Annotated in this window: 17 protein-coding genes; 12 read left to right on the top strand and 5 right to left on the bottom strand. The window is 36.8% G+C overall.

Annotated features, from left to right (window positions below; genetic code table 11):
- Window positions 1-7 precede the first annotated feature (7 nt).
- From AC58NB_RS06200 to AC58NB_RS06180, 5 genes are read left to right on the top strand one after another with little or no spacing between them, the layout of a single operon-like run.
- The gene (locus AC58NB_RS06200; RefSeq protein ID WP_497425961.1) at window positions 8-559 is read left to right on the top strand and encodes an NADPH-dependent FMN reductase; all 552 of its coding nucleotides are present in this window, start codon (window positions 8-10) and stop codon (window positions 557-559) included.
- Complete coding sequence (locus tag AC58NB_RS06195; protein WP_497425960.1) at window positions 556-1,059, top strand: flavin reductase family protein; 504 nt, start codon at window positions 556-558, stop codon at window positions 1,057-1,059. Before AC58NB_RS06200 ends, AC58NB_RS06195 begins: the two co-directional genes overlap by 4 nt.
- A 13-nt stretch (window positions 1,060-1,072) precedes the next feature.
- On the top strand, window positions 1,073-1,804 hold the full coding sequence (locus tag AC58NB_RS06190; protein ID WP_497425959.1) for a carboxymuconolactone decarboxylase family protein: 732 nt from the start codon (window positions 1,073-1,075) through the stop codon (window positions 1,802-1,804).
- Window positions 1,805-1,809: 5 nt separating this feature from the next.
- Window positions 1,810-2,961 carry an acyl-CoA dehydrogenase family protein gene (locus tag AC58NB_RS06185; RefSeq protein WP_497425958.1) on the top strand — a complete coding sequence of 384 codons (1,152 nt, stop codon included), beginning with the start codon at window positions 1,810-1,812 and terminating at the stop codon, window positions 2,959-2,961.
- A 21-nt stretch (window positions 2,962-2,982) separates the two neighbouring features.
- Window positions 2,983-4,167, top strand: a complete 1,185-nt coding sequence (locus AC58NB_RS06180) for a CaiB/BaiF CoA transferase family protein (protein WP_497425957.1) — start codon at window positions 2,983-2,985, stop codon at window positions 4,165-4,167.
- 53 nt (window positions 4,168-4,220) lie between these two features.
- On the opposite strand, the gene AC58NB_RS06175 is transcribed toward AC58NB_RS06180, so the two are convergent.
- From AC58NB_RS06175 to AC58NB_RS06160, 4 genes are all read right to left on the bottom strand, one after another.
- Window positions 4,221-5,138: an MBL fold metallo-hydrolase gene (locus AC58NB_RS06175; protein ID WP_497425956.1), complete on the bottom strand. Its 918-nt coding sequence runs from the start codon at window positions 5,136-5,138 to the stop codon at window positions 4,221-4,223.
- 651 nt (window positions 5,139-5,789) lie between these two features.
- A complete protein-coding gene (locus AC58NB_RS06170) occupies window positions 5,790-7,013 on the bottom strand; it encodes a dicarboxylate/amino acid:cation symporter (protein WP_497425955.1) in 1,224 nt (407 codons plus the stop codon).
- Window positions 7,014-7,240: 227 nt separating this feature from the next.
- Window positions 7,241-7,987, bottom strand: coding sequence for an NADPH-dependent oxidoreductase (locus tag AC58NB_RS06165; RefSeq protein ID WP_497425954.1), 747 nt, complete (start codon window positions 7,985-7,987; stop codon window positions 7,241-7,243).
- 355 nt (window positions 7,988-8,342) lie between these two features.
- Window positions 8,343-9,020, bottom strand: coding sequence for a helix-turn-helix transcriptional regulator (locus AC58NB_RS06160; protein WP_497425953.1), 678 nt, complete (start codon window positions 9,018-9,020; stop codon window positions 8,343-8,345).
- A gap of 843 nt (window positions 9,021-9,863) precedes the next feature.
- Between AC58NB_RS06160 and AC58NB_RS06155 the strand changes: the two genes are divergently transcribed.
- Window positions 9,864-11,180: an aromatic amino acid transport family protein gene (locus tag AC58NB_RS06155; RefSeq protein WP_497425952.1), complete on the top strand. Its 1,317-nt coding sequence runs from the start codon at window positions 9,864-9,866 to the stop codon at window positions 11,178-11,180.
- 381 nt (window positions 11,181-11,561) lie between these two features.
- Here AC58NB_RS06155 and AC58NB_RS06150 read toward each other — a convergent pair whose 3' ends face one another.
- Window positions 11,562-12,029 (bottom strand): DUF6241 domain-containing protein, encoded by a 468-nt coding sequence (locus AC58NB_RS06150; protein WP_497425951.1) that lies wholly within the window; start codon window positions 12,027-12,029, stop codon window positions 11,562-11,564.
- A 145-nt stretch (window positions 12,030-12,174) separates the two neighbouring features.
- Here AC58NB_RS06150 and AC58NB_RS06145 point away from each other — a divergent pair, with 145 nt between their 5' ends.
- From AC58NB_RS06145 to sucA, 6 genes are all read left to right on the top strand, one after another.
- A complete protein-coding gene (locus AC58NB_RS06145) occupies window positions 12,175-12,702 on the top strand; it encodes a hypothetical protein (RefSeq protein WP_497425950.1) in 528 nt (175 codons plus the stop codon).
- Between the two features lie 92 nt (window positions 12,703-12,794).
- A complete protein-coding gene (locus AC58NB_RS06140; protein WP_497425949.1) occupies window positions 12,795-13,451 on the top strand; it encodes a class I SAM-dependent methyltransferase in 657 nt (218 codons plus the stop codon).
- A 338-nt stretch (window positions 13,452-13,789) separates the two neighbouring features.
- The gene (locus tag AC58NB_RS06135; RefSeq protein WP_497425948.1) at window positions 13,790-15,013 is read left to right on the top strand and encodes a beta-ketoacyl synthase N-terminal-like domain-containing protein; all 1,224 of its coding nucleotides are present in this window, start codon (window positions 13,790-13,792) and stop codon (window positions 15,011-15,013) included.
- 296 nt (window positions 15,014-15,309) lie between these two features.
- Window positions 15,310-16,455 carry an ATP-binding protein gene (locus AC58NB_RS06130; protein ID WP_497425947.1) on the top strand — a complete coding sequence of 382 codons (1,146 nt, stop codon included), beginning with the start codon at window positions 15,310-15,312 and terminating at the stop codon, window positions 16,453-16,455.
- 180 nt (window positions 16,456-16,635) lie between these two features.
- Window positions 16,636-17,502 (top strand): GNAT family N-acetyltransferase, encoded by an 867-nt coding sequence (locus AC58NB_RS06125; protein ID WP_497425946.1) that lies wholly within the window; start codon window positions 16,636-16,638, stop codon window positions 17,500-17,502.
- A 214-nt stretch (window positions 17,503-17,716) separates the two neighbouring features.
- Window positions 17,717-20,557, top strand: coding sequence for a 2-oxoglutarate dehydrogenase E1 component (sucA, locus tag AC58NB_RS06120; RefSeq protein WP_497425945.1), 2,841 nt, complete (start codon window positions 17,717-17,719; stop codon window positions 20,555-20,557).
- Window positions 20,558-20,562 lie beyond the last annotated feature (5 nt).

Below are 20,562 nucleotides of genomic sequence, written 5' to 3'. Positions count from 1 at the left end.
GTATAAGATGAAATTACTAGGTATTAGCGGAACATTGGTAGGTTCAAAGCCAGCTATTTTAGTAGATACATTGCTTAAACAAGTGAAAACGCATAAGCCCGATATTGAGATTGATTTCATAGATGCACGCCAATATGATTTGAATTTTTGCGATGGACGGTCTACAGAGGCTTATAACACTGATACGCAAGCTTTTATTAAAAAAATAACAGAGGCAGATGCATTTATTGTCGGAACGACCATTTTGCATAGTGCTATGCCTAGTGTGCTTAAAAATATTTTCGAGCTTGTACCAGTTCATGCTTTTGCGAATAAAAGTGTTCTTTTTGCGGTGAGCGGCGGTAATGAGCAGCATTACTTAGCTGTAGAAAGTTCAATTAAACCAGTTGCCAATTATTTAAAAATGTATTCTTTCCCAGAATATGCTTTTGTTCTGTCCTCTCAATTTACCAAGCAAAATAGGATATCAGCAGAAGTGGATAGTCAATTACAAGCTTTAACTAGGCATTTTTCAGAGTACATGATGAGTTTAAAAAATATCAAGGAGGAAGTTGTATGACAAATATACAAGCGACATCAGAACAATTATTTAAAGAGGTAATGGGTAGCTATCCATCAGGCGTTACAGTGGTAACGACAGTCGATAAAGAACAACAGCCAGTCGGACTAACTGCCAATTCGTTTGTATCTGTTTCGATTGATCCGCTATTAATCCTATGGTGTATTGATAAAAAATCAGGAAGCTATGCTGCTTTTGATGAAGCTAATCATTTCGCTGTCAATATTTTAGCAGCAGAGCAATCAGATATTTGTTGGGCTTTTGCAAGTCGATCAGAGCCAGACCGCTTTAGTAAATGTTCATGGGAAATGACCGAATCAAATGTACCAATTATTAAAGAGGCGTTTGCTAACTTAGTTTGTAAGAAGCATCAAGTTGTGGATGCAGGCGATCATTATATTTTAATTGGAGAAGTAATAGATATTGAAAAAAATGACCATGAACCAATGCTTTATTTCCGCCGTAAAATTGGTGCAGTACCGGATGATTTTGGTGAGTAGGAGGCAGTGATATATGCAGCAGTCTCCAACCTATATAAATGAAAAAATTATGCGGTATTTACAACATGATCCGGATTTTCAAAAAGTGTTTGAACAATTTACCGCAGCACCTTGGCGCAGTAAGCATTTAGATACAAAAACGAAAGAATTAATTAATATTGCGTTAAGTGCCTCTCCAACACATTTAAATAAAGAGGCGGTTCAATTTCATATTAAACAGGCATTAGAAGCCAATGCGACTCAGGAAGAGATTGCCGAAGTATTAAAAACCGTCAGTATTTTAGGTGTGCATACTTGCGCAGTCGGAATTCCAATAATGATGGCGCACTATCGCACTGAAGAGAAATTATCGAATAAGTTAACGTATACTCCTGAGCAGCAAGTACTCAAAGAAAAGTTTATTGCAACGATGGGCTACTGGAATGATTTTCGGGACGACTTAATTCATATGGATACAGCTTACTTTGAAGCTTATTATGATTTTTTAACTATACCGACACGCAGAGGGATATTAGAGCCAAAAATCATTGAATTCATTTATATAGCCATAGATTCTTCAACTACCCATTTATTTGAAAAGGGCATAGAGGTACATATAAAAAATGCTATACAGTGTGGCGCAACACAAGGAGAACTACTAGAAGTATTCCAACTAACTTCTGCATTAGGATTTCATACATTATTAGACATGCTGCCAATTTTAGAAGAGGAAGTAGCAAAAAAAATAAAATTAACTAAAGGATGAATCAGATGGTGAATGTACTGACAGAAGACTTATTAGATTTAAAGCGAGGAGTACGCGACTTTATCGACAATGAGGTAGATGCTGTTGCAGACCACATTGAGAGAGAGGATCAAGTGCCAGAACGGATTTTGAAAATGAGTCAAGAAATGGGCTTATTTGGCCTTAGTATTCCTGAAGAGTATGGCGGTTTAGGCTTGGATATGACCGGGAAATGCGGTATTTATGAGGAGCTTGGCCGTACCATTAATGGCTACACTACGTTAATTGGTGCGCATACAGGTATTGGATCAGTAGGTATTGTGGAAATTGGGAATGAACAGCAAAAGCAAAAATACTTGCCGAAAATGGCCACGGGAGAATATATTGGCGCATTTGCTCTTACAGAGCCAAGTGCAGGGTCTGATGCAACTGCCTTGCAAACAACAGCCGTACGCAAAGGCGATAAATATGTGATAAATGGCTCGAAGCACTATATTACGAATGCGCCAGAGGCAACTGTATTTACTTTAATGGCTATAACGGATAAAGGGAAAGGTGCAAAAGGAATTACATCCTTTATTATTGAAAAAGATTTCCCAGGATTAATTATTGGAAAGCATGAGGAAAAAATGGGTTTGCGTGGCTCTCATACTGCGGAAGTTTTCCTTGAAGATTGTGAAGTACCAGTCGAAAACGTACTTGGTGAAGAAGGTATGGGCTATGTCAATGCATTGAAGATCTTAGCGAATGGTCGTGCTGGGTTAGCTGCACGAAACTTAGGTTCATCCCAAAAATTGTTGGAAATGTCCGTCAAATATGCAAGTGAACGTGTTCAATTTGGGAAGCCGATTATACAGCAGCAAATCATTCAACATTATCTAGCTGAAATGGCATTGGATATCGAATCCCTGAGAGCTTTAACATATCATGTGGCCGGCTTAGTAGACCGTGAACAAAAAGTAATCAAAGAAGCAGCAATGGTGAAGCTATTTGGTTCAGAAGTTTATAACCGTGTAGCAGATAAAGCGGTGCAGATTCATGGAGGCATTGGTTATATTCGTGAATATGCCATTGAGCGTTATTATCGTGATGCCCGGATTACGAAGATTTATGAAGGGACATCGGAAATTCAAAAAAATATAATTGCCTCTCAATTGATTAAAGAATACGTGAAATAACCGCTATACGGGAGTGATTACATGGAACAGCCATTAAGCGGCATAAAAGTTTTGGATTTATCTAGAACACTAGCCGGACCATACGCAACTATGATGCTCTCAGATATGGGAGCAGATATTATTAAAGTGGAGCAAACGAATGTAGGGGACGAATCTAGGAGATTCACACCGCCAATATGGAATGATGAAAGTTGTTATTATTTATCAGCTAATCGAAATAAAAAAGGCATTACTGTCAATTTAAAGACAGAGGCAGGTATTGAGATTATCAAAAGGCTAGTAAGCACAGCGGATGTTCTTGTAGAGAACTTCCGGACAGGTACGATGGAAAAACTGGGAATTGGCTATGAAGTGATAAAAGAGATTAATCCACGAATTGTTTTCTGCTCAATATCGGGTTTTGGGCGGACAGGCCCAGAAAAGGATCGGGCTGGTTATGATGTATTGCTGCAAGCATACGGGGGGTTAATGAGCATTACTGGAACAGAGGAAGCACCGGCAAAAGCAGGGATGTCTATTGCAGACTTATCAACAGGAATCTTTGCTGCATTTTCCATTGTCAGTGCATTGATGGGCGTCCAGAAGAATGGGGTCGGACAATATTTAGATGCTAGTCTATTAGACTGCCAAGTTGCCTTGCTAAACCACATGGCAACAGGCTATGTGGCAACAGGAACCTATCCAAAACGTATGGGAACTGCACATGGGACGCTTGTTCCATATGGCGGATTTCGGACTAAAACGGATGACATAGTACTTGCCGTTGCAAATGATGGATTATGGAAAAAGTTATGTCATGCATTAGACTGGCGAGATTTGTTAATTGATGAGAGGTTCCTTTATAATAAAGACCGTGTTGCCCTTCGAGTGGAGCTGGAGATAATTATGAATGATAGATTTTCAACAATGACCGCGGAAACTATTATCGATGCTTTGACGAATGAAGGCGTGCCATGTGGACCAATTCAAAATATTGAACAAGTGTTGCAAAACCCCCAAGTCATTGCACGAGAAATGATGGTGCCAATAGCCCATCCAAATGTACCTGACTTACAAGTACCAGCATTCCCGGTTAAATTTTCGGGTACACCAGCGATTGTACATTCACCCCCCCCTTTGCTTGGTCAGCATACAAATGAGGTACTCCAGCAACTAGGGTATGCTGAACAAGAAATCGCTCATTTAAAAAGCCAAGGAATCATTTAATACCTTTAATTAAATAAGCAAAAAAGCAAGGCTCGATCAAATGCCTTGCTTTTTTAGTGGGCTGATAGGGAAAAATTATCTTGGGATATTTTACTTTCATACATTAAATAATTTAAATAGCTTAGTAGCTGCATAAGTTGAGGTGAGGAATTCGATGTATCTTTTTTATATAAAAGATAGAGCAGTTCCTCAGCAGTATAAGATTGCTGCTGTAAATGTTGTTGAATTGCCTGCAATTTTTTAAAATGACGATGTTTTAACGTCTCGATTAACTCGGCAGGTTGTTCGATCATGGCTCCATGGCCAGAAAATCCAAGAGTCATTGGAAGGGATGTAAGCTTATCTAAAGAATTTAAATAGATTTGAAGTGGGTTTTGAAATGTTTCTTCTATAATTAATACGGGGCTGAAATCTGCTATTAAATGGTCACTGGCAAATAATACTTGGTCGTTTTCAGCATAAAAAGAAAATTGGTCAATGGAATGCCCAGGAGTTGCGATGGCTTGGAATGTGTAGTCGTCAAAATGAAACCTATGATCTTCTTCAAATGTTTCATCAATTTGAAAATCATATGCCTCTGCTTCATTAAGTAATTGCTTTTGTTGATAGGGGTATGTAATACCATAGCGAGCAGCACTTTTAATAAGACCATGGTTTGTTGTGTCCTGCTGCATAGTTTGGAGCTTTCGTTTGCTGATTACTGATGCGATAATACATAAAGGCATCTGCTTTTGTAGTAAATGGCAACAGCCGATATGATCTGTATGAATATGCGAAATAATGAGATGTGTAATAGGCTTAGTTAATGTCTTTAAAAACTGTTGCCAGAATATTTTCGATTCATTATTATTCTCACCACAATCAATCAGTACATAATATGTATTAAATTCGAGTAAATAACAATGTACGTGACGATTATAGACAGAAGGCAACGTAATTTGAGAGATTCGATTTGTCAGTTTCTTTAACAATGCCACACCCCTTTTTATAAAATTCAGTTTATTTAATTATACCAAATATTACATGTAATACAATTATTGTCAGACAGTCAAGGAAGTGTCCTTACGCTTTTGCTGGCACGCCTATCCTACGAGATATTGTCGGCATCATGACCAGCAAGGCAGTCCTTTCCGTTCCATTTTTAACGGGTTAAAAGGGAAGCAAAGTCGTAGATTCTTACTTGTAGATAAGCCGGACATAGAGCTGCCTTATACTCGGAATCTTTTTCTTCAGTCGACCATGTTATTCCGTATGGTTGTAAGGATTAGATTCTTCAGCATTTCAGCTTGGAAAACACTCAGAGCTGACGCTGGAGAATTCCTATTATCTTGCATGATGGACTGTGATAGGAATTAGATTGTAAGAAATGGCAACAGTTTATCAATGGACTTGTGGTGCAGGGAGCAATCCAGCTGTAAAATAAAAATATGGAATCCTCGCTACTTTATAGACGCGATGGTTTTTTTGAATTTTTTCAAAGAGCCTCAAGGAAATCAATTTTTGTTTTCTTTGCTTTGATAAGTTTTGAGATAAAAACTGCATCTTTATTTACGAGGTTTATCGCAATAAAGATGCAGCGGATATAAGGATATATAAATAGTATATAATGCTAGTATTTATGATTATGCAGCATTTTGTTCTTTTCGTTTTTCTTGTTCATTAATCATGACAGCACAGGCTGCATCACCTGTAATATTGACAGATGTTCGTGCCATATCCAGAATACGGTCGATCCCAAGAATTAACCCGATCCCTTCAACAGGCAAGTTGACGGAGCTAAGTACCATGGCAAGCATAATCAGTCCTACACCAGGTACACCTGCTGTACCAATGCTGGCAAGAACAGCTGTTAACACAACAGTAACTAAGGCCGTAAACGATAAATCTACACCATAGACTTGAGCGATAAAGATGGTGGCAACACCCTGCATGATGGCTGTTCCGTCCATATTGATTGTCGCTCCTAGAGGTTGAACAAAGCTTGATATTTCTTTTTTAACACCTAAATTATCCTGAGCCGCTTCCATGGATAGAGGTAAAGTGGCATTACTGCTTGATGTACTGAATCCAACTGTCATGGCAGGTGCAAAGCCTTTAAAGAACCATATTGGACTTTTGCGCGCGAAGAAGAAAATGGTTCCTCCATAAACCAATAGAGTATGAAGGATTAGCGCAATTACAACGACTATCATATATAATGCCATCGCTTTCATTGCACTGTAGCCTTGTTCTCCAATTGCTGAAGCAATCAGACCAAATGTTCCATATGGAGCTAATTTCATTACCCAGGTTACGAGATACATGACCAATTCGTTCCCTTGCTCAACCAGCTTTACAATTCCTTCTGTTTTTTTTCCTAAAGCGGTTAAAGCGAATCCTATTAAAGCAGCCATGAAAATAATTTGTAGCATATTACCTTCTGCCATGGCCATGAGCGGATTATCTGGAATAATGGTAATGAATGTTTCTCCGATTGAAGGGGCTTCTTCAGCCTCAAAAGTTGCGTTTTCTGTATCAAATTCGCCTTTTGTTCCCGGAGAAATAACAATCGCAAGAACGATGGCCAATATAATGGCTATACCTGTTGTACATAGGAAGTAGAAAACGGTTTTAAAACCGATGGATCCAAGTTTTTTAGGATCTCCCAGGCCAGCTACGCCTAAAATAATGGAAAACAATACAATTGGGACTACTAACAATTTAATCAGATTAATAAAGATGGTGCCTAAAGGATCGAAAAGAAATTTGTTGAGTGTTTCAAATAGAGATGGGGAGAAAATATTTAGGGAAAGACCTACAAGGGCACCTAAAATTAATGCATAGATAATCTTTTTTGTTAAGTTCATATGTTTCCTCCTTGCTGAATCATAAATTCCGACATAAACTATCATATTTATCCTTATATTCCAAAGATTTGCTATTAATGGACATTTTACCACGGAATGATAAATTACTCATGTAAAATAACTTTAAAGTTATGAAAATAGAATCATAGGGGTAATAAAAAGAGCAAAAAGGAAGAGAAGGCTTATGGATGCTTCTCTTCCTTTTGTTTCTATATAATCACTACCATTTATTTTTTATGGTGACGTTTCAGCATTTGCTGATCAATCGCCTCATCAATGCCTTGATAATAGATTTTGCTATAAAAGCTGGATACCGCTTTTGTCCATGTACTTGACTGTTGGCCACCTGAACGCTCGGATAGGTAATCTGAGTATATTTGATTATAAGCTTCAAGTTCTTCTTGTATATCGTGCTGATAGGTTTCACTATGATAGACCGCTTTTACCGGCAGGCGTGGTTTTAAACCTGGATCTTCTGCTGGATAGCCGATACATAGGCCTGCAATGGGAAGAACATAGGAAGGTAGGTTAAGTTCTTTTATGACTTCATCTAAATTTCTCCGTATACCGCCAATGCAGACTGTACCAAGGCCTAATGATTCAGATGCTGTAATGGCTGCTTCTAGAGCAATTCCAACATCAGTAGCCCCGACCAATAATGTATCAATATTTTCAGGGACCGCAAATGGGGTGTTTTCGAGTTTGCTGGATAAATAAGCTCTATAAAAGTCTGAGCAGAATACGAGGAATACAGGGGCCTCTTCAATATGTTTTTGCCCGCCGCAAAGCTCTGCAAACTTTTTCTTTCTGATAGGGTCTTTAACGGCAATAACGGAAACTTGTTGTCCATTTATCCAGCTTGGTGCAGCTTGGACAGCTTTCATGATTTGTTCTAATTGTTCATCCGTTACTGTTTTGTCCTTATAAGATCGGATGGAGCGGTGTGATAATAAGGTATTCATTATTTCGTTCACGATGAGGTCTCCTCCTTCGGTATTTTGTTTCGTCTTTAGTATAGTACAAACGGGTTTATGATCCCTAATAGAAAGACAGCTAAGGAGTTGTTATGCAAATAATTAAGCCAGTAGACCCTCTAAAGCTGTACCCGTAGAAGGATGATAAAAATGTCACTTAAAAAAGTAAAATAGGTAAGAGGGAGTACAATTTGTGTGTACATCCTTACTTAAGACAAGGTAGATATCATGATCTATAATTGGTGGGTGCACTGAAGAACATAATCATTGAATCCTAAAAAATAAGCAGTAGAGTCTGAGAATTTTAACTCGATTCACAGATTCTACAGCTTATTTAAATCACTCATCAACATATTTACACCCGGGCTAATTTTTCGTTTCGTGATACCATTTTAAGGTACCGATAAACACTTGATTCTGACATCCCCATTATTTCGGAAACTTCATTAATAGTGCCTTTTCTATCAAATATCCCTTTTTCTTTTAATTTAGTGATAGCTAGTTTCTTTTGATCGGGTGATAGTTGGGCACCGGATTCTACTATATTTTTATCGATAACTGTATAAATGATCGTACGTACGTGATCATGAAGTTTTTCAACAGGTTGTTCTTGATCGGTTCTCTTTTCGATCTGTTCTATATCCATGCTTAGATTCGCTAACTTTAAAATATCTTTGGCGACTTTTCGATAGACGTCTGCATCAAAATTTATACATAAAAGTCCCTGTACTTGACCTTCAGGATCTTTTATAAACAGAGTGGATGAACGAAATTTTTTTCCTCGTGGACCTTCGCCGACATATCCGACAACATACTCATTATTTAGATAAGCCTTTTCGTTGATTAACTTTTTTGCATAGTTTGTTAAGGGGCTATTTAAAGATCTCTCACTTAAGTCCCCATTAACTATGTGACCAATATGAGAACCTCCATCAGCGTTTAAAATATGTAAAACAAATTCATAATTAGCTCCTAAAATTTCTCCAAAATAATTCATTATATTTTGATAATGTCGAAATAGTTCGTTATCCAATTCAGTAATCCTCCTTTTACGAAACTATTTAATGGAACGTGCTGAAACGAAATACATATCAACACCCTAGATGCAAGTTATAATTCTCCATTATAAGTAAGCGCTTTAATTCTATGCTTTGTTTACAGAAGTAGGAAATCCACGGGGCCTTAAATTAATTTTGCATAATCTATATTGTAAGGTACTTTCTACCAATAATTATATCAAACCTATCACAATCTAGTAAAAAATTTTTACAAAAATAAATTTTCTCTATTTTTGATTGACATATTAATCCATTTGAGTGATACTTTGTGCAAGTAGTAAAAAAAAACTACTATAATAATTTTTTGGAAAAGTTTAATAGGGACCAATTTAAGAATGGACAAATTTTGCAATATTTATTAATGTCCTTACACTCTTGAAAGTTATTCATAACGTTCATTAAAACACTATGAATAGAAAGATGTATTCTTGCCAGAGCCATGCGGTACCCTCATACCTGAAGCTTTTCTATTTTATGCTAAAGGTGGTGTATCTGGATTCGGATTTATTCAACTATTAGAAACAGTAACTCATTATTATTTGAGGCATTATTACAGTAATAAGAAGACAATGTTGATTAGGTTTAAAATAAATGTAATCTGCAAATTTTGGATAAAAATGAAAACCTTTACATTAAGAACGTTGTTTATTAAGCTCGATGGTACTAAACATATTGATTGGATAGATGGGTACTAGTAGATGACTGATTTTATCCATTCAAACGGTATTTATCGGGTGCGTAATGAATCTTTAAAGAAATGGTCCCAATTTAGAAGCTTTATTTGACACTCGAGGGTATATAAAAGGAGAAATTATATTATGAATGGAAATACAGCGAAAAAACTCGATTTGCCAGTTGAAGATAGTTTAGTAAAAGAAAATTTTCCAGATCCTCAGAAATGGCATAAACAAGATACCACCTGGGCATTGAGCCTATTTGGAACAGCCATTGGTGCAGGTGTTCTCTTTTTGCCGATTAATGCAGGTTCAGGAGGGTTACTATCATTACTGTTAATTACCATCCTTGCTTTTCCTGTTATGTACTATTCCCATAGGGCACTTGCTAAAATGATCGCCGCTTCAAATTCTCCTGATCAGGGGATTACAGGTACAATAAGAGAGTATTTTGGGAATAAGGCAAGTATCATCTTTAACATCGTATATTTCTTCTCCATTTATACGATTGTGCTTATGTATTCGGTTGCACTCACAAATACGGCAAGTAGTTTTATGGTAAATCAATTGCATATGAGCGAGCCGCCAAGGGCTATTTTATCTCTTGTATTGGTACTCGGTCTGATTGTGATCTTGAACTTTGGACAAGACATTACTGTCAAAGTAATGAGTATGTTAGTCTATCCATTCATAGCTTCGCTGATGTTTATCGCCATATCTTTGATTCCGCAATGGAATACTTCGATCTTTAGTGCTTCAAATGTTTCAACAGCTTCATCAGGAACAGGATATTTAGGAGTTATTTTGTTGATATTGCCAATTATCGTCTTCTCATTTAATCATTCTCCTATCGTATCTTCCTTTGTTATGAAACAAAGGGCAACCTATGGAAGAGATGCTACTGACGCCAAATGCGCACAGATACAAAAAGTTTGTTATATCATGACATTCGCTGTTGTAATGTTCTTTGTTTGGAGTAGTGTATTAAGTCTAACTCCAAATGATCTTGTCATGGCAAAAGAACAGAATTTATCTATTCTATCTTATCTAGCCAATGAACTGGATTCCCCAGTAATTGCCATTGCAGCTCCGATTATTGCATTCGTGGCCATCACAAAGTCCTTCCTTGGCCATTATGTAGGAGCTTACGAGGTGATGCGTGACATGATTATCGCCACTAGTAAAGCCCGTGGGAAAAATATAAAAGAGAAAACAATTAAAACATCCATTCTAGTTTTTGTAGTCTTAACATGTTGGTATACTGCTTATGCAAACCCTAGCATTCTTGGACTAATTGATACTCTCAGCGGACCATTGGTTGCTGCTATCCTTTGTGTATTACCAATGTATGCAATTCGTAAGGTACCTGTACTAGCAAAATACAGAGGCAAAATGAGCAACGTGTTTGTCATTGTTATAGGCGTGCTCACAATCCTTGCAAGTATTAAAGCGTTCTTCTAATTTACTTTTTTAGGATTATAAGTGAATTGGAAGGTATAAAAAGTAAAAACGTATAAAGGTTAAGTCAACGATATAGCTGTGTTCCCTAACTTTTTGGGAAGGCAGCTTTTTTTAGTAATGTATGACTAGAGTTTTGTCCCTGATTGTGGGGAAGGTAATCTACAGCATTTGCATAATGTAAGCAGGGGAATCCAAGCATTTATAGAATATATAAATGATTAATATTTTGCAGGTATAAGAGAAGAATGATTAGAGTAGAGAAAAAGCTTGGGAGTTCACATTCATATAGCATACAAATGTGAATTTCAACCGACAGAGAGTCTTCATTACATCATTTTTAAATACATAAAAAAGAAACGATTCCAATTGAATCGTTACTTATTACATTTCGCCGAGCATGGCTATACACCAATCATGATCTTGCTGTATAGAGCCAAAAAAGCCTATTTCCCACTTATCAATAATAGCAAGCATTTCATTTTTCATAGCATAATCTGTCTTTTCTATATGTTCTTTTAATGTAGATATAGTTTGATGGGTGATCGGGATAAATTCTTCATAATTGTATGTTTCTATAAAGTCATTTTTCTCCTCTTTTACTTCAATTTTACTATGAGTCATTCTATGCATAATACTGTAAACATCAATTTCGGAGCTATTTTCACCAATTTTGAGCTGATATTCATTATTGGAATATCCAAGTTGGGATAAATATTCTTCCTCAGGAGTATTAGAATCGGCATTAGAAGGCAGTTCTCTATCTATAACACCCGTTATCCAAAAAGATAAGCAAAAAATGGCTGTTGCAGTTGTCACAAATGAACCCGCAACTAGTAATTTATGTATCATCTCAGGCACACCCCGTAATCTAAAGATTCTGTGTATCTATATATTATCATTTCATATTTTGGTAATTTATTCAAAATATATGGATGGTTATTTACGATAATAGTCAGACAGTCTGTTTACGTAAAAATAGAATAGGAGAAATAACATGAATGCGATTGCTTGGAGTATTGTAGCTTGTGAAGTATTGTTTTGGGTGTTTATTATTATGGGCTTGATAACTAGATATTTTTTTAAAAAAGAGAAACTAGGTTTATTTCTTTTGGCCATGACACCTGTTGTTGATGTGATATTACTAGTTATTACAGGAGTAGATTTGTATATGGGGGCAACAGCTACAAAGGCTCATGCTATCTCAGCCGTATATATCGGTATATCCATTGCGTTTGGTAAAAGTATGATTCAATGGGCAGATGAAAGGTTTCAGTATTATATCGTTAAGCAAGGCGATAAACTTATTAAAAGGGTTGGTCTTGATTATGCCAAACATTATTTTAAAGGGTGGTTACAGCATCTCCTAGCCTACTGTATCGGGGCTGGATTGCTAGTAGGTATGGTATTTTTCATAAATGATCCAACCAGAACAGAGGCATTATCAGATATTTTTAAAGTATGGTCATTAGTAGTAGGCGTTGACCTAGTAATCAGCATTAGTTATTTCATATGGAGAAAATAAGTTTTAAAAACTTGATGGTTACAACGAAAGCATGTTTTCTCAAAAAATAAAATACTATAAGTCGATTATAATGACAGTTTTGGAGGGGAAAGATGAAACTAAATTATTGGGAAGAAGAGTATAAAACTACTGATAAAGAATATTTATGGGGACTGCAACCGAATAGCATCTTATCAAAATACGCTGAATTGATCCCGCAAAATGGTAAGATTCTGGATATAGGTGTAGGAGAAGGAAGGAATGCGTTATTTTTCGCTAAACAAGGTTTCAGTGTGGAGGGAATCGATATTTCAGAAACAGCTATACAGCGGTGTATGGAACTTTCGCAAGAATATAACTTGCATATGGATGCAAAGGTTGATGACATTATATCATTTAAAATAAAACCTAATTCTTATTCTTTAATTATACTTTCCAATGTACTCAATTTCTTCCCTGAACATGATATAAGAAATATTGTAGAAAAGGTCAAAAAGGGATTGTCAAAAAATGGGCTAGTCTATATCAATGTATTTGATAATCATGAACCAGGTAGAGTGAAAGCTAGCGAACAGTATAGGCAGCTGAGGGAAAATTCATTTTATAACGAGTGCTTGGATATGTTTATTCATTATTTTACAAAAAGCGAATTAGAGGGCTATTTTTTAAACTTTAAATCAATTAGCTTTTGCCAGTCACACTCTTTAGATCTGTCACATGGAGAACCTCATTATCATAGTACAATGGAATTACTGGCTCAGAAGCCTTAATCAATAAATAAATTCATTAATGTGATGTTGAATTAAGGAAGGGATCCCTTATGAAAGAAGAGAGTTTAATCTGCAACCCACTTTACTAAGTGGGTTTTTGTTTTCAGTGGTTTTCCTAGAGCATTATTTCTACTCATTCCAAGCTAATGTTGAATGATTTTTTACATAGTTCTTCTTTTCTGTTAATCTTAATGAGAAAATATACCTATTGATTCGACAAAATAACTTATTATTCTATTTATTCCGACATTTTTTTATTAGGTTTTTCCTATAGTCAATACAAATCGTTTTCTGTTATACTTTTTAGGTAAATATTCTCAGCTGAGGCGGAAAATAACATGAAAATAGTAGTTAGTGGTTATGGAGTAATAGCCCCAAATACACGAAATATTGATGAATTTTTATATAATTTACAACAAGGTGTCAACTCATTGGAATTATTAGAAGATGAAGGATACAAAAATGAATCCAATATAGTTGGACTAATACATCATGGATTAGAAGAATTAGAGAAAGATAGGAAAGTTAATCGATTACCTAAAGTCTCTAAATTAGGAATCGCGGCAGGAAAAGAGGCATTGGAATCAGCAAGGATTAATATAGAAGGAAAAAAAGTTGGAGTTTTCTTTGGCACATCACTTGGGTCCATTACAGAAAGACCATTCCAGGACTCTGTTATACATATCAATAATGATGAATATAAAAAAGTACCTATTACATTCCCTCACTATGTTAATTATCATAGCATTACTTCATCAATTGCTTACTTTTTAGGTGCAAAAGGTATAACTAGAACTATCACTACCGGTTGCACATCTAGTCTGGAAGCAATCGAATCGGCTTTGCTATATTTGAAGTCCGGTAAAATTGATGTAGCCATAGTAGGTGGAACGGAAAGCTCCATTGACAGAACGGTCACTTATTCATTTGCTAGAACACGAGTGTTGCCACTTGACCAAGATATGAAAGATGGAGCGGTACCTTTCCAAGAAAATAGTAAAGGATTTGCAATAGCAGAAGCTGCCGGTGCCTTGGTATTAGAAAGAGAAGAAGATGCACTTCATCGCGGAGCTTCAATTAAAGGGGAATTTGTAGACGCTATCTCTAATAATGATGGAATTTACATTTATAGCACGGATCAAACTGGAGAACAAATGGTAAGTGCCTTAAAAGAAATCACATATGGCCGATCCCCAGATTATATCAACAGTCAGGCACTTGGGATCCAGATAAATGATCGTATAGAGGAAAGGTGCTCAAGGGAATTATTCAACCATCAAACGCCTTACACATCAATAAAAAGTATGTTCGGCAATGCTCTTGGGGCCAGTGGAATCTTACAAGTTATATCTTCACTATTGAGTGTGGAACATAATTTTATCCCACCTACTATAAGAACAACCAAAAAAGGCTATGAAGAGATGAATATTGTGACCGAAACAAAATATCAGGAAGTTAATGAAGTTGCCGTTACCAATCATGGACATGGAGGAAATAACGCTTGTGCTTATATCAAAAAATACACACCCAATTATTCAGCAATGGAGTGCGAAAGTAAATGATTATCGGATTACTAGTATGTAGCATTGGTTTAAGTCCTTTACTTGTCTCTTTTGTTATCAAAAGTATGTATAATAATTCAAGTTTGTCATCAAGCCTATTTTTGTATTTGTCCTTTATTACCATTTGGCAACTTGATATTGGAAGTCTATATTTTTTAGATACTTTTTCTGAGAATACCATTCTATGGTTATTTAAAGTTTTACGCATAGGGCCTACTTTTGGGGTGCCAATAGTTCTCTATTTAGCGTACACAATCATAAAAGATCAGCCTACTATGTTAAAAGAGACTGATTGGTTGTTGAGAGTTTCTCGGGTATTGCTTACTAAAAAATCACTCATTTTCTTTACTATTTGGAGCGGAGTCTTATATGTGATCAACCTAACAAATTTGGGTATTAGCGGGTTAACTGTAGAGAAGGCTGCTTCATCCAGTTTTTATTATCCAGTATATGGACCTCTAGGCTGGATATTCATTGCCCATATGTTTGGATTTATTATCTTCGTATTCCTTGTCTTTTGGATTTCAAGGAAAATTTCTAACCCAAGCTTTAGAAATCTTTTAACAGCCATTTCTTTAGCTTCCATTTGGCTAATTATACTCGGTTTATTTAATTTTTCTCCTGCTATGGGTGCCATTACAAGTAGTATTGGAGTCATTATATTCTCCATTTCAATTTTTCATTTTTATGTTAAGTTGAACACCAGTCTAAAAGAGAGTTACTATAACTTGATGGAACGACAAAAGAAGCTGGACTATACTGGGAATTTGGCAGGAAGTTTAATTCATGAAGTCAAAAATACCAACCAAATCATCAAGAGTTTCTCGAGTCTTCTTAGTAAAAGTAGTGACTTAAATGATGCAGATAAGAGAACGTTGGATATGATACAAAAGTCTTCTGATCATTTAGGGAAACTAACCAATAATTATAAAGACTATATGAAGTCATCTAACCTGGTCCTGAAAAAGGAAAACTTAATAGAGGTTATTCAAGAATCCATTAACCTATCTTCTGAAATGTTGCGAACGAATCAGGTAGAAATAGAGTTTCACAATAAATATCAACCATTAATTACCTATGTGAATCGTACTAATTTGGGACAAGTTTTCATCAACTTAATCAAGAATAGCGTAGAAGCTATGCCAGAAGATCGAGCGAATAAGAAAATAATGATTAAAACAGAATTAAAAAATGAACAGATTTTAATTCATTTTATTGATACAGGAAAAGGGATCCCGCCAGCTAACTGGGAAAGTGTATTTGATCCATTTATCTCAATAGATAAGCGAGGGATGGGTTTGGGTTTACCTTTTGTTAAGAAAACGATTATAGAGCATTTAGGTACCATTTCCATTGCTGAAAGCTGTCCCGAAGGAACTCACTTTATCATCGAATTACCACAGAATGGTATATTGGATATAATGAGTAAAGGCAACGCATAAATAGGCAATGTTTTAGCAGCAATCCTTTCTAGGGTTGCTGCTTTTGTTTTACGACAATTCTAGAGATAAATTATAAAAATAGTATGTAACCTCGAACTCCTTCATTTTTATATACATATTAGAATGGAATAAACATGCTTGTTAAAGGGAAATAAATGATTAAGGGAGGATGAGGGGATAGTGAATATAACATATTACGATTCTGTTAAGCCATTTAAGGAAAAAATCGAACCGATTCTTTTAAAAGAGGAAGCGATGCATAATGTCATTCTAGGAATCGTGAACCATTTAGTCCAAAATCCAATAGATTCTGCAAAACTATTTATGTGTACGGTAGAGGAAGAGGATCAGATTGTCCTTATTTTCTTACGAACCTATCCACATAATCTGTTGATTGCAGGCATTCCTGATCCAGAAGAAGCAATATCATTCGCTGTACACACCTTTATGGAAGCTGGATTCATGTTTCCGGGTGTTACTGGAGAAAAGAAAGTTTCTGAATTATTTGCGAAGAAATGGGAGCGAGCAACGGGGATGGAATGGTATGTTGGTGTTCAGCAGGGAATCTATAAGATAACCAAACTAAAACCTATTACTTCCACGACGGGTTATCTCCGTCCGGCAGTCCCTGAAGATGCTCCTTTAGTTGTTGAATGGATTAAGGCATTCACTGAATATACAGTTGAATCTTTATCACTTAAAGAGTGTCAGGATAAAGCAAATGAGTTTATAAAGTGTCAGTCATTATATCTATGGATAGATCAGCATCGACCGGTATCAATGGTGAAGTGGGCACGTCCGAAGAAAAATGGAATTGTAGTCTCGTTGGTTTATACCCCAGATGAAGAAAGAGGAAATGGCTATGCAAGCTCTTCTGTCCATGCTTTTACGAAGCAACTGTTAGAGAAATACTCATTTTGCAGTCTATATACGGATTTATTGAACCCGATCCCTAATTCAATCTATCAAAAAATAGGATATGAATGGGTATGTGAATCGAGCATGATTCAATTTGGGATTAATCCGAAGGGAGAACTAGTGGTATAGATATTTCTTATATCACTATTTTATAATAGTCGATTTATGGGAAAATTTTGATTTCTGCGTGAATTAAGTGTAAACCTTTGAGTATAATCACCAAAACATGGTAGAATGATGTCGGAAATGTTTTATCCTTCCGACTTTTTTGATAAACGTTATTATTATATATTATTCAGTCGCAGGATTAAGGCAAAACAATGTTAAACAGGGGGATTTCATAATGAAACTTGATACACCTGTAACAAACCCTTGGCTTGAGTTTCAGGGGCCAAATTTGGGTTACGTCCAGGAAATGTACGAAGTTTTTTTACAGGACCCAGAGCAAGTGGATCCGGATTTGGTGAGATTATTTGAAGAGTGGGGGCCTCCAACTTTAGAGGAAACCGAACAAACAAGGGGTAATCAAAGTAAAGAAGTTTCAGGCGCACAATTTACATCTCAAATGATGTATAAAGTTGCTCAGGCTGTTAAATTGGCTGAAGATATTCGAACAAATGGACATCTGGCCGCGGATATTTATCCGTTATACAGCAAGCAAAAAAAAGATATCAATCTGGGATTAGGTAAATATGATTTAACGACTGATGAATTGAAAGCGATGCCAGCTTCTCTAATCAGTGATGTTTTGCCTGCTCATATTAAAGATGGCCATGAAGCTATTGAATATTTAAAAGTGTTATACACTAGAACGATTGCTTTTGAATTCGATCATATCCATGACATGGAAGAGAAAAAGTGGCTTACACAAATGGTAGAACATACAGCCTCCGGTTTTGCTATTTCGGCAGCTAAAAAGAAAAATTTGTTAAAGCGCTTAACAGAAGTGGATGGATTTGAAAGATTCTTACATAAAACCTTTGTTGGACAAAAGAGATTTTCAATAGAAGGTGTCGATTCTTTAGTGCCACTCCTTGACGAATTAGTCTCAAAATCCGTTCGCGGCGGGACAACTTCCATCAATATTGGAATGGCACACAGGGGTAGATTGAATGTACTAGCTCATGTACTGGGCAAACCGTACAAAAAAATATTCTCGGAGTTCCAACATGCTCCTGATAAAAAATTAGTACCATCAGAAGGATCAATTGGTGTTACGTTCGGATGGACAGGCGATGTGAAATACCATCTAGGTGCAGATCGTAAACTTAAAGAAGAAAATACAAGAGAAGCGATTATTACGTTGGCTAATAACCCAAGTCACTTGGAATTTGTCAATCCAATCGTAAACGGATATACAAGAGCCGTACAGGATGACAGAAGTCAAAAAGGGTATCCTGTTCAGGATCAAAATTCCAGTATGTCTATTATTATACATGGAGACGCAGCTTTCCCGGGTCAGGGAATTGTTGCAGAAACCTTGAATTTAAGTCGCCTTGATGGGTATCAAACGGGAGGAACTGTTCATATTATCGCGAATAATATGATTGGATTTACAACAGAAAGCCGTGATTCTCGCTCTACTCGTTACTCAAGTGACCTGGCAAAAGGGTATGAAATTCCGATTATACATGTTAATGCAGATGATCCTGAGGCGGTCTTGGCGGCAGCATATGTGGCTATTTTATATCGCCAAACCTTCCAAAAAGACTTTTTAATAGATTTAATTGGATATAGACGTTATGGCCACAACGAAATGGATGAGCCAATGACAACAAATCCACAAATGTACAAGATGGTGCATGAGCATCCAACACCAAGAGAGGTGTATGCTAAGAAACTAGTTGAAGAGGGGCTTGTCACAGAGGAAGAGGTAGCTAGTTTAGAACAGGAACTTTTTGATAAGTTGAAAGATTACTATAATCAAGTTGGGGCTAAAGAAGATTCTCCGCTTGAAGCAGCTGATGTTCCTAAGATTATTGAATCCGGTATTCCGAAAGTAGATACAAAAGTGGAGCTGGATGTATTAAAGAAAATAAATGCGGACCTTCTAAAAAGGCCGGAGAACTATAAAGTATTTAATAAGCTCGATAAAATCCTAATGAGAAGACAGGATGCTTTAAACGAAGGAAATAAAGTCGACTGGGCCTTAGCAGAAACACTTGCTTTTGCAAGTATTTTACAGGATGGTACTCCAGTTCGTCTTACTGGTCAGGACTCTGAGCGTGGCACCTTTGCTCACAGAAACATTGTCCTGCATGACAGTGAAACGGGTGAAACCTACTCTCCATTACATGGACTAGAGGGGGCAAAAGCTTCTTTTGCTGTTCATAATAGTCCGTTATCTGAAGCGGCAGTTATTGGATTTGAATATGGGTACAATGTACAATCCCCTGATACGCTTGTATTATGGGAAGCGCAATATGGCGACTTTGCCAACACAGCTCAAGTATTCTTTGATCAATTTATTGCTGCCGGCCGAGCAAAATGGGGTCAAAAATCAGGCTTAGTGATGCTGTTGCCTCATGGCTATGAAGGTCAGGGTCCTGAACATTCCAGTGCCCGTTTGGAACGCTTTTTATCATTGGCGGCGGAGAATAACTGGACTGTAGCAAATTTAAGTTCCGCAGCACAATACTTCCATATTTTAAGAAGGCAAGCGGCTATTTTGGGCAAAAATGAAGTTCGTCCGCTCGTGTTGATGACACCGAAAAGCTTGCTTAGAAACCAGATTGTTGCCAGTGCTCCTGAAGAATTAAGCGATGGTGAATTTAAGTCCTTTATTGAGCAGCCGGGCTTAGGCACTAACAAAGACAGTGTGGAAAGAATCATCTGTTGTACAGGTAAAATGGCAATTGATTTATCACAGGCAGTTGAAGCTCAAGATGATCTTGATTGGGTTCATATTGTCCGGATTGAAGAAATTTATCCATTCCCACTCAAGGGCGTACAAGAGTTATTTGCTTCTTATCCTAATCTAAAAGAAATCGTTTGGGTACAGGAAGAACCAAAAAACATGGGGGCATGGAATTTCGTAGAGCCACGCCTCGTAACAGCAGCACCAGAAGGAGTTAAGGTTACCTACATCGGCAGAAGAAGACGATCCAGTCCGGCAGAGGGCGACCCAACTATTCATAAACAAGGACAAAATCGAATAATTACCAGCGCATTAACTCGCGAATAGAGGAG

The sequence above is a fragment of the Pradoshia sp. TA40_28 genome, assembly GCF_059694525.1.
This window is presented reverse-complemented; position numbering and strand designations above follow the sequence as displayed.